This window comes from Variovorax sp. 20P10.2.4 (genome assembly GCF_058244205.1).
Window position 1 is genome coordinate 1 of record NZ_JBZAYE010000280.1, and the last position, 9,101, is coordinate 9,101.

General features: G+C 70.2%; 11 protein-coding genes. 3 read left to right on the plus strand and 8 right to left on the minus strand.

Translation table 11 applies throughout. The features are described from left to right. Positions 1 to 808: Bug family tripartite tricarboxylate transporter substrate binding protein (locus AC27VN_RS23320; protein WP_490878049.1), on the plus strand; the 808-nt coding region annotated here is incomplete at its 5' end. 48 nt (positions 809 to 856) lie between these two features. Further along, complete coding sequence (locus tag AC27VN_RS23325) at positions 857 to 1,822, plus strand: Bug family tripartite tricarboxylate transporter substrate binding protein (RefSeq protein WP_296799627.1); 966 nt, start codon at positions 857 to 859, stop codon at positions 1,820 to 1,822. A gap of 2 nt (positions 1,823 to 1,824) precedes the next feature. Here the strand turns inward: AC27VN_RS23325 and AC27VN_RS23330 are convergent, their stop codons facing one another. The 7 genes from AC27VN_RS23330 to AC27VN_RS23360 form a co-directional block, all read right to left on the minus strand. Continuing rightward, positions 1,825 to 2,994 carry an acyl-CoA dehydrogenase family protein gene (locus tag AC27VN_RS23330; protein ID WP_490878050.1) on the minus strand — a complete coding sequence of 390 codons (1,170 nt, stop codon included), beginning with the start codon at positions 2,992 to 2,994 and terminating at the stop codon, positions 1,825 to 1,827. Beyond that, on the minus strand, positions 2,991 to 4,238 hold the full coding sequence (locus tag AC27VN_RS23335) for a CaiB/BaiF CoA transferase family protein (protein WP_490878051.1): 1,248 nt from the start codon (positions 4,236 to 4,238) through the stop codon (positions 2,991 to 2,993). Before AC27VN_RS23335 ends, AC27VN_RS23330 begins: the two co-directional genes overlap by 4 nt. After that, on the minus strand, positions 4,235 to 5,245 hold the full coding sequence (locus AC27VN_RS23340) for a Bug family tripartite tricarboxylate transporter substrate binding protein (RefSeq protein ID WP_057590711.1): 1,011 nt from the start codon (positions 5,243 to 5,245) through the stop codon (positions 4,235 to 4,237). The genes AC27VN_RS23335 and AC27VN_RS23340 overlap by 4 nt, the downstream gene beginning before the upstream one ends. A 25-nt stretch (positions 5,246 to 5,270) precedes the next feature. Then, complete coding sequence (locus AC27VN_RS23345; protein WP_208508661.1) at positions 5,271 to 5,663, minus strand: cupin domain-containing protein; 393 nt, start codon at positions 5,661 to 5,663, stop codon at positions 5,271 to 5,273. Further along, complete coding sequence (locus AC27VN_RS23350; RefSeq protein ID WP_490878052.1) at positions 5,660 to 6,409, minus strand: IclR family transcriptional regulator; 750 nt, start codon at positions 6,407 to 6,409, stop codon at positions 5,660 to 5,662. The genes AC27VN_RS23345 and AC27VN_RS23350 overlap by 4 nt, the downstream gene beginning before the upstream one ends. Positions 6,410 to 6,499: 90 nt before the next feature. Beyond that, positions 6,500 to 7,420 (minus strand): 2-hydroxyacid dehydrogenase, encoded by a 921-nt coding sequence (locus AC27VN_RS23355; protein ID WP_203203009.1) that lies wholly within the window; start codon positions 7,418 to 7,420, stop codon positions 6,500 to 6,502. Positions 7,421 to 7,473: 53 nt separating this feature from the next. Beyond that, entirely contained in the window at positions 7,474 to 7,863 is a 390-nt protein-coding gene (locus AC27VN_RS23360) for a hypothetical protein (protein WP_093348195.1), read from the minus strand. A gap of 109 nt (positions 7,864 to 7,972) precedes the next feature. Between AC27VN_RS23360 and AC27VN_RS23365 the strand changes: the two genes are divergently transcribed. Continuing rightward, a complete protein-coding gene (locus AC27VN_RS23365) occupies positions 7,973 to 8,287 on the plus strand; it encodes an EthD family reductase (protein ID WP_093348197.1) in 315 nt (104 codons plus the stop codon). 46 nt (positions 8,288 to 8,333) lie between these two features. Here AC27VN_RS23365 and AC27VN_RS23370 read toward each other — a convergent pair. Beyond that, the coding region (locus tag AC27VN_RS23370) for a DUF4349 domain-containing protein (RefSeq protein WP_490878053.1) at positions 8,334 to 9,101 on the minus strand (768 nt) is incomplete at its 5' end.

Below are 9,101 nucleotides of genomic sequence, written 5' to 3' on the forward strand. Positions count from 1 at the left end.
CGACGCGCTGGGCCGCCAGCTCGGCACCGGCGCGATCGTCGAGAACAAGCCCGGCGCGGGCGGCGCCATCGGCAGCGAGCAGGTCGCGCGCGCCGGCACCGACGGCCAGACCCTGCTGCTGGGCACGGTGGGCACGCACGCCATCAACCCCTCGCTCTACAAGCGGCTGAGCTACCAGCCGCTGCGCGACTTCGTGCCGCTGGGCTTCATCGGCGCCACGCCCACGCTGCTGGTGGTGCCCGCCGGCTCGCCGTGGAAGCGCGTGGCCGACCTGGGCAACGCGAGCGGCAACGTGAACTTCGCCTCGGCCGGCAACGGCACCTCGGGCCACCTGGCCGGCGAGCTGCTCAACGTGCGGCTCGGCAAGAGCTTCATGCACGTGCCCTACCGCGACGGCGCGCAGGCCATGACCGAGCTGATGGCCGGCAACGTGCAGTTCATGTTCTATCACCCGGCCGCGGTGCTGCCGCAGGTGCGCGCGGGCAAGCTGCGCGCGATCGGCGCCTCGGGCGCGAAGCGCAGCGCCGCCGCGCCCGAGGTGCCCACGCTGATGGAGCAGGGCGTGAAGGATTTCGACCTCGTCGCCTGGTTCATGTTGTACGCGCCCGCCGGCATGCCCGCCGCGCAGCGCGACCGGCTGCGCGAGGCCACGCGCCAGGTGCTGGCCCAGCCCGAGGTGCGCGAGAAGCTCGCGCAGCAGGGCATCGAGCAGGCCGAGATGAATGCCGACCAGCTCGACGCCTTCGCGCGCACCGAGATCGCCAAGTGGGGCGAGGCGGTGCAGCGCTCGGGCGCGCAGGTCGATTGATCGGTTCGATTTAAAAAAAAGCGGGACCTCCCGCGACAGGAGACAGACATGCGTACCCGATTCCAATGGCTGGCCGGCCTCTTCCTCGCCCTGGCCTGCAGCCTCGCCCTGGCCCAGGGCACGGCCTGGCCCGGCAAGCCGATCCGCATCGTGGTGGGCTTCGCGCCCGGCACGCCGCCGGACATCTTCGCGCGGCTCTACGGCGACTACATGGGCAAGCAGCTCGGCGTGCCGGTGGTGATCGACAACAAGCCGGGCACGGCCGGCAACCTCGCCTCCGACACCGTGGCCAAGGCGCCGCCCGACGGCTACACCTTCCTCTACAACCTCTCGACCGCGTTCACGATCAACCCCTACATCTACGCCAAGCTGCCCTTCGACCCGCAGAAGGACCTGGTGCCGGTCGCCACCACGATGCGGCAGGGACTGGTGCTGATCGCGAGCCCGAAGCTGCCCGCGAAGTCGATCAAGGAACTGCTGGCCGCCGCGAAGGCGAAGCCGGGCTCGATCTCGCATGCCTCCTACGGCGCGGGCAGCCCCTCGCACCTGATCGTGGAATGGCTCAAGGACGAGACCGGCACCGACATGCTGCACGTGCCCTACCGCGCGAGCCCGGTGGCCGACGTGATCGGCGGCCAGGTCGACACGGTGATGGAGCCGATCGCCACCGGCTATCCGCTGATCAGCAGCGGCCGCGTGCAGGCGCTGGCCTATTCGGGCCCGAGCCGGCATCCGGCCATGCCCGAGGTGCCCACGCTCGCCGAGGTGGTGCCGGGCCTCACGATGACCTCGTGGCACGGCCTGTGGGCGCCGGCCGCGACGCCGGCGGCGATCCAGCAGCGCTTCAACGCCGTGATGATCGAGGCCAGCAAGGACCCCGATCTGGCGAAGCGCATCCGCGAACTCAACAGCGAGCCGCTGGGCCTCACGCAGGCCGAGATGGCCGCCGCGCTGCGGCGCGACGCGGAGATCTACAGCCGCATCGTGAAGGCGAAGAACATCCGCGTCGACTGAGCTCAGTAGGACTTCGGCAGACCGAGCGCCTTCTCGGCGATGAAGTTCAGGATCATCTGCGGGCTCACGGGGGCGATGCGCGGGATGTAGCTCTCGCGCAGCAGCCGCTCGACGTGGTATTCCTTCGCGTAGCCCATGCCGCCGAGCGTGAGCACCGCGTTCTGGCAGGCGTCGTGCGCGGCCTCGGCCGCGAGGTACTTGGCGGCATTGGCCTCGATGCCGCAGGGCTCGCCCGCGTCGTAGAGCGTGGCGGCCTTGAGCATCATCAGGTCGGCCGCCTCGAGGTTGGCCCAGGCGCGTGCGAGCGGATGCGCCACGCCCTGGTTCTGGCCGATCGGCCGGCCGAACACCACGCGCTCCTGCGCGTACTGCGAGGCGATGCGCAGTGCCGCGCGGCCGATGCCGATGGCTTCCGCCGCGATCAGGATGCGCTCGGGGTTGAGCCCGTGCAGGATGTACTCGAAGCCGCGGCCCTCCTCGCCGATGCGGTCCTCCTCCGGCACCTCGAGCCCGTCGATGAACAGCATGTTCGAGTCGACCGCCGCGCGGCCCAGCTTGTGGATCTCGCGCACCTCGACCTTGGCGCGGTCGAGCGCGGTGTAGAACAGCGTGAGGCCCTGCGTGGGCTTCTTCACCTGCTCGAGCGGCGTGGTGCGCGCGAGGATCAGCATGCGGTCGGCCACCTGCGCGGTCGAGATCCAGATCTTGCGCCCGTGCAGCAGGTAGCCGCCGTCGGGCTGGCGCTGCGCCTGCGTCTTCAGCCGCGTGGTGTCGAGCCCCGCGTCGGGCTCGGTCACGGCGAAGCAGGCCTTCTCGCGGCCCGCGATCAGTGGCGGCAGGAAGCGCTGGCGCTGCGCCTCGCTGCCGAACACCACCACCGGATTGAGGCCGAAGATGTTCATGTGCACCGACGACGCGCCCGACATGCCCGCGCCCGAGGCGCTGATGGCGCGCATCATCAGCGCCGCCTCGGTGATGCCCAGGCCCGCGCCGCCCTGTGCCTCGGGCATGGCGATGCCGAGCCAACCGCTCGCGGCCACGGCGCGGTGGAACTCGTGCGGAAACTCCGCGCGGTCGTCGTGCTCGCGCCAGTACTCGGCGGGGAAGTCTTCGCACAGCCGTTCGATGGCCGCGACCAGCGAGCGCTGGTCTTCGTCGAGGGAGAAATTCATTCGCTGTCCTTCGCGACATCCGGTTGCGATTGCGGTTGCAGGGTGACGCCGCGCGCGAGCAGTCGGTCGATCTCGTCCTCGGCATAGCCGGCCTCGCGCAGCAGCTCCACGCTCTGCTCGCCGATGCGCGGCGCCGGGCGGCGGATCGAGGCCGGCGTGGCGCCGTAGCGGCCGACCGGCGCGAGCGTGCGGATGCGGCCCTCGCTCGGATGGTCGAGCTCGGGGAAGAAGCCGACGGCACGCAGGTGCGGATCGTCGAGCAGGCTCTCGGTGCTGTGCAGCCGCGCGACCGGGATGTCGGCCGCCTCGAGCAGCGCGATCCATTCCTCGCTGCCGCGCGTGGCCATCACCTCGGCCACGAACGCATAGACCGCGCCGATGTTCGCGGCGCGCGCGGTGTGGGTGCCGAACATCGGCGAGTCGCGCAGCTCGGGCCGGCCGATCAATGCGAAGAAGGCCTGCCAGTGCTTGTCGTTGTAGATCAGCACGCCGAGGTGGCCGTCGGCCGTGGCGTAGGGCTTGCGGTGCACGGCCAACAGGCGCGCGTAGCCGGTGGGGCCCAGCGGCGGCTCGAAGCTGTGGCCGCCGAGGTGGTCGCCCATCACGAACTGCGACAGCGCCTCGAACATCGGCACCTCGACCGCCTGGCCGCGACCCGTTCGCTGCGCATGCAGCACCGCCGCGAGCAGCGCGATCGCGGCCTGCAGGCCCACCGCGCGGTCGGCCAGGGTCACGGGCGCGTAGCGCGGCTCGCCGCCGCTTTGCTGCGCGAACAGCGAGGCCACGCCGGCCGCGCCCTGGATCAGGTCGTCGTAGGCGGGCTTGCCGGCATAGGGGCCGTCTTCTCCATAGCCGAAGGCGCCGAGGTAGACGATCTTCGGATTGACGGCGGCCACCGCCTCGTAGCCCAGGCCGAGCCGCGCCATCGCCTGCGGCCGCGTGTTGTAGATCAGCGCGTCGCAGCCGGCCGCGAGCCGCAGGCAGGCTTCGCGGCCCTCGGGCTGCTTGAGGTCGAGCACGATCGAGCGCTTGTTGCGGTTGAGGTGCAGCGCCATCGCGCCCATGCCCGCATGGCGCATCGGGCCGACGGCGCGCAGGTTGTCGCCGCCGGGCGGCTCGACCTTGATCACGTCGGCGCCGAGGTCGCCGAGGGTCTGCGTGGCGTAAGGCCCCATCACCACCGCCGTGAGGTCGAGGATGCGGATGCCCTGCAGCGGGCCGGTGGCGGCGGGCGACTCGCTCATTCGGGCTGGATCCCCGCGGCCTGGATCAGCTTCTTCCACTTCGCGAGTTCCGCCACCGTGAACGCGCCCAGTTCCTCGGGCGTGCTGCCGAAGGCATCGAAGCCCAGCTTGCTCACGCGCTCGCGGAAGGCCGCGCCGTTGGCCATCGCCGCGAGCACCTTGTTGAGCTTCTGCACCACGTCGCGCGGCGTGCCGGCCGGCGCGAACACACCGTTCCAGGAGGTGATGTCGAAGCCCTTGAGCTCGGGCGTGTCGGCCAGCGGCGGCAGCTCGGGAAAGAGCTGGGTGCGCTCCTGCGTGGTGACCGCGATCGCGCGCATCTTGCCGGCCTTCACCGTCGCCAGGCCGGCCGCGAGGTCGACCACCATCATCGACACCTGCCCGCCGATCAGGTCGGCGATGGCCGGCGGCGTGCTCTTGTAGGGCACGTGCAGCATCGGCACGCCGCTCATGCGCGAGAGCGTGGCGCCGCTCACGATGCCGGTGCTGTTGCCGCTCGCGTAGCTGAGCTTGCCCGGATGCGCGCGGCCCCAGGCCAGCAGCTCGGCCACGTTCTTCACGGGCAGCTCGTTGTTGACCACCAGCATGAACGGCAGGTTGCCCATGCGGCTCACGGGCGCGAAGTCCTTCACCGGGTCGTAGGGCAGCGACTTCATCAGGCTCGGGTTGGCCGAGTGCGTGGTGTTGGTGGTCATGAACAGCGTGTAGCCGTCGGGCGGGGCCTTGGCCACGAGTTCGGCCGCGATCACGCCGTTGGCGCCCGCGCGGTTGTCGACGATCACCGAGCCCTTGAGCGCCTCGCCGAGCATCTGCGCCGTGATGCGCGCCACCGCGTCGGTGCCGCTGCCGGCCGCGAAGGGCACGATCATCTTGATCGGCTGCTTCGGATAGCCGTCCTGCGCGAAGGCCCAGGGCGCGGCGCCCACGAGGCCGGCGGCGGCGCCGATGGCAATGAAACGGCGGCGCTGCGCCACCGCGACCGGTTCTGTCGCGTTCTTCGTCTGCATGGTGGTTGTCTCCGGGTGGTTGTGGTCAGGGCCGGATCACGCGCTCCGGCGATTCCTCGTAGGGCGGGCTGTAGATCACCAGCACGCGTACCGGCTCGTCGCTCACCACCGTGAAGGTGTGCATCGCGTCGGCCGGAAAGAAACAGCTGTCGCCCGGGTGCAGCTCCTGCCGCTGACCGCCGACCTCGGCCACTGCACGGCCCTCGAGCAGGTAGCAGACCTGCTCGATGCCCGGGTGCGCATGCGGCAGCGCGCCCTTGCCCTTCTGGATGTGGCCCACCAGCACTTCGAGCTGCTTCGCGCCCACGGTCTCGGGGCCGATCAGCCGCTTGTTGAGCGTGCCCGTGTGGTTGGCGGGGTGGTAGCCCTCGATCTCGGCTTCGCGCACGAAATAGCGGGGGGCGGTGGCGGTCGTCATCGGGGGTTCTCCGTCTTGGGTTCGATCGCGAGGCAGGCCGAGCGCAGCATCGCGGCGATCTCCTCGATGCGCGCCTCCATGCGGTAGCGCGGGCCGGCGACCGAGATCGCATAGGCCTCGCCGCCGATGCGCAGCGGCCAGGCCAGGCCGATCAGGTCGGGAATGCTCTCGCCGAGGTTGCCGTACCAGCCGCGCGTGGCCGAGCGCTGCAGCTCGGCCTCGATCGCCTCGACCGTGGTCAGCGTGGCCTCGGTCAGCGGTGCCAGCGCCATGCCCTCGAGCAGCAGGCGGCGCGCGTCGGGCGCCAGCGTGGACAGCAGCGCGCGGCCGATGGAGTTGGCGTAGACCGGGCGCGTCTCGCCCGACTCGGCCGTGTAGCGGATGCTCTGCGGCGCGCTCAGCACCTCGAGGTAGACCACCTGGCCCGCGTCGCGGAACTTGCCGAACACCACCGTCTCGCGCGCCGCGTCGCGCAGCTCCTCGAGCGTGGCCTTCACGCGGTCGAGCACCGGGTCGTGGGCCGCGATGACCTGCGCCATCGCGAGCAGCCGGCCGGTCGGGTAGTAGCCCTGGCGCCGGCCGGTCTCGTACATGTAGCCCTGCTCCTCGAGCGTGCGGATCAGGCCCAGGCAGCTCGACACCGGCATGTCGAGCAGGCGCGCCATCTCCGAGAGCGCGAGCGGCTGCTTCTCGCGGGCGAAGAGCTCGACGATCTCGATCACCCGGAAGGCAGTTTTCACAGTCATGAAAAGATTTTCATACTTGTGAAAAACTATTGTTTCAGGGTTTCCCCTGCCCGCGGCGCATTCCGGCGGGCGACGGAAGGACGCGTTGGCTCAGTAGCCGCGCACCGGGTCGACCACGCCCGCGACCGGCAGCCCCTGCTCCATCGCGCGGATCTTCCCGGCGATCTGCGCGATCGATTCCTCGCGCAGCGTGCGCGCCGAGCCGTGCGGGGTCACGACGATCTTGGGATGGCGCCAGAAGGCATGGTCGGCCGGCAGCGGCTCGACCTGGAACACGTCGAGCGTGGCGCCCGCGAGCTGGCCGCCATCGATCAGCGGGATCAGGTCGTCCTCGACCAGGTGCGCGCCGCGCGCGATGCTGATCAGGTAGCCCTCGGGCCGCAGCTTGCCGAGCGTTTCGCGGTTGAGGATGCCGCGCGTGGCCTCGGTCAGCGGCAGCAGGTTGACCAGCACGCGCGTGGACGACAGGAACTCGTCGAACTGCGCCTCGCCGCTGAACACACGCACGCCCTCGATCTGCTTGGGCGAGCGGCTCCAGCCCAGCACCGGGAACTCGAACTGCGCCACCGCCTTCGCGACCCGTTCGCCGAGCACGCCCAGGCCCATGATGCCGACCGGGAAGTCGCTGCGCGCCTTGGGCCGGCGGTAGCTCCACTTGCCTTCGCGCGCATCGGCCTCGTAGGCATCGAACTCGCGGAAGTGACGGATCAACGTGTGGCACACGTACTCGGCCATCTGCACCGACATGCCCGCGTCGTCGAGCCGCACGATGCGCGTGCCGGTTGGAATCCGGAGCTTGAGCAGCGCGTCGACGCCGGCGCCGATGTTGAAGATGCCGCGCAGCGCGGGCTGCTCGTCGATGAACTGCTGCGGCGGCGCCCACACGACCGCATGGTCGGCCTGCGGCGCGCCGGGGCGCCAGGCCTCGATCTCGGCGTCGGGCAGTTCGGCCTTCAGGCCTTCGATCCAGGGGTCGGGACGGTTGTCGGTGAGGTAGACGGTGATTCGCATGGGCGAATCTTAGAGGCCCACGGCGACGGCGGCGGTCGCCGAGGCGGCCCTCCTCACCACTCGCGCCATTCCTCGGTGATGTCCTCGCCCTCGGTTTCCAGGCCCGCATGGCTCGCGGCCGCGATGATCAGCTCGCACAGATCCTCGCGCTGGTCGGTCTCGATCAGGCTGCCCTCGCTGTCCTCGTTGAGGCGGTTGAGCTGCAGCACCACGCGCTCGACGGCCGCGAGGATCGCGGCGTCGCGCTTCGCCTCCGAGGCCTCGTCGATCGCCGCCAGCGTCGCGAGGTACTCGTCGACGATCTCGGCGCAGCGGTCGACCTCGGCCTGCGTGTAGCCGGGGTCGAATTCGGGATCGTGGTCCGCGTCTTCCTCGTCGTTGCGCATGTAGTCGACCATGCTCGCGAGGGTCTTGTCCTTCAGGGCCTGCAGTTCGGGTGTCATGGTTGCGTCACTCAGTGGGTCCAGGGGTCGTACCGATGGCGACAGCCCACGCCTTGTGTGCCCATGCGCCATCTCCTATGCTCGATCGTTCAATCCGGAGACCCTACCCATGATCAAAGTCAGTGTGATGTACCCCTACACCGAAGGCGCCCGCTTCGACCACGACTACTACCGCGACAAGCACATGCCCCTGTTGAAGGCGCGCATGGGCGATGCCTGCAAGTCCTACACCATCGACAAGGGCCTGGCCGGCGGCGCACCCGGCGCCAAGCCCACCTACATCGGCATGTGCCACGTGTTCTGCGATTCCGTCGAGGCCTTCCAGGGCGCCTTCGGCCCGCATGCCAAGGAGATCCTCGGCGATGTGAGGAACTACACCGACATCGCGCCGGTGATGCAGATCAGCGAAGTGGTGGTCGGCTGAACGGCCGCCCGCCCACCCTCGCTTCCCTCGCGCCGGTGCCGCCGCCTCAGGCGGCCCTGGCCTGGCGCCGGCGCAGCCACAGCCGGCGCACGCCCCACAGCACGGGCACCAGCAACAGCAGCCACGGCAGCACCGCCGCCACGAAGGTGATCAGGCTGCCCACGCTCTCGGCCAGCACGCGGCCCGCGTTGCGCAGGGCCTGCGTCATCGGGTTGTAGCTCTCGCCGCCGCCGACCAGCGCGCGCACGGTGGTGAACTGGATCTGGATGTGCTGCTTGCTGGTCTGCTGCTGCAGCACCTTGCGCTGCGTCGCCGAGGCATCGAGCTCGGCCTGGGTGTCGGCCAGCGTGCGCTGGATCTGCAGCAGGTCGGCCATGGTGCGCTTGGTGGTGGTGTCGCGCAGCATGACGCGCAGGCTGTCGCGGAACTCGGTGCGGTTCTTGATGCGCGCCTCGACGTCGATCACCTCGGCGGTCTTGTCCTCGCTCGCGGTGTTGTGCGCCACCACCTTCGCCACGCCCGCGAGGCCGGCCAGCAGCTTCTCGACGTCGGCCGGCTCCACGCGCATCTCGAGCGTGGCGTTGCCGGCCTGCTGCGGCGTCTCGCGCAGCAGCGAGGACGACAGCAGCTCGCAGCGCAGGGTGCCGCAGAGGTCGCGCACCTTGCCCCAGGATTCGGCGAGCTGGTCGGGCGCGACCTCGACGTTGAGGTCCTGGCGGATCGCGAGGTAGCGCTGCAGCGGCGCACCCTCGCCCGCCTGCTTCTCGGCCTGCTGGTCGAGCGACATCGCGGCGGGCGCGGGCGGCGCCGGCTC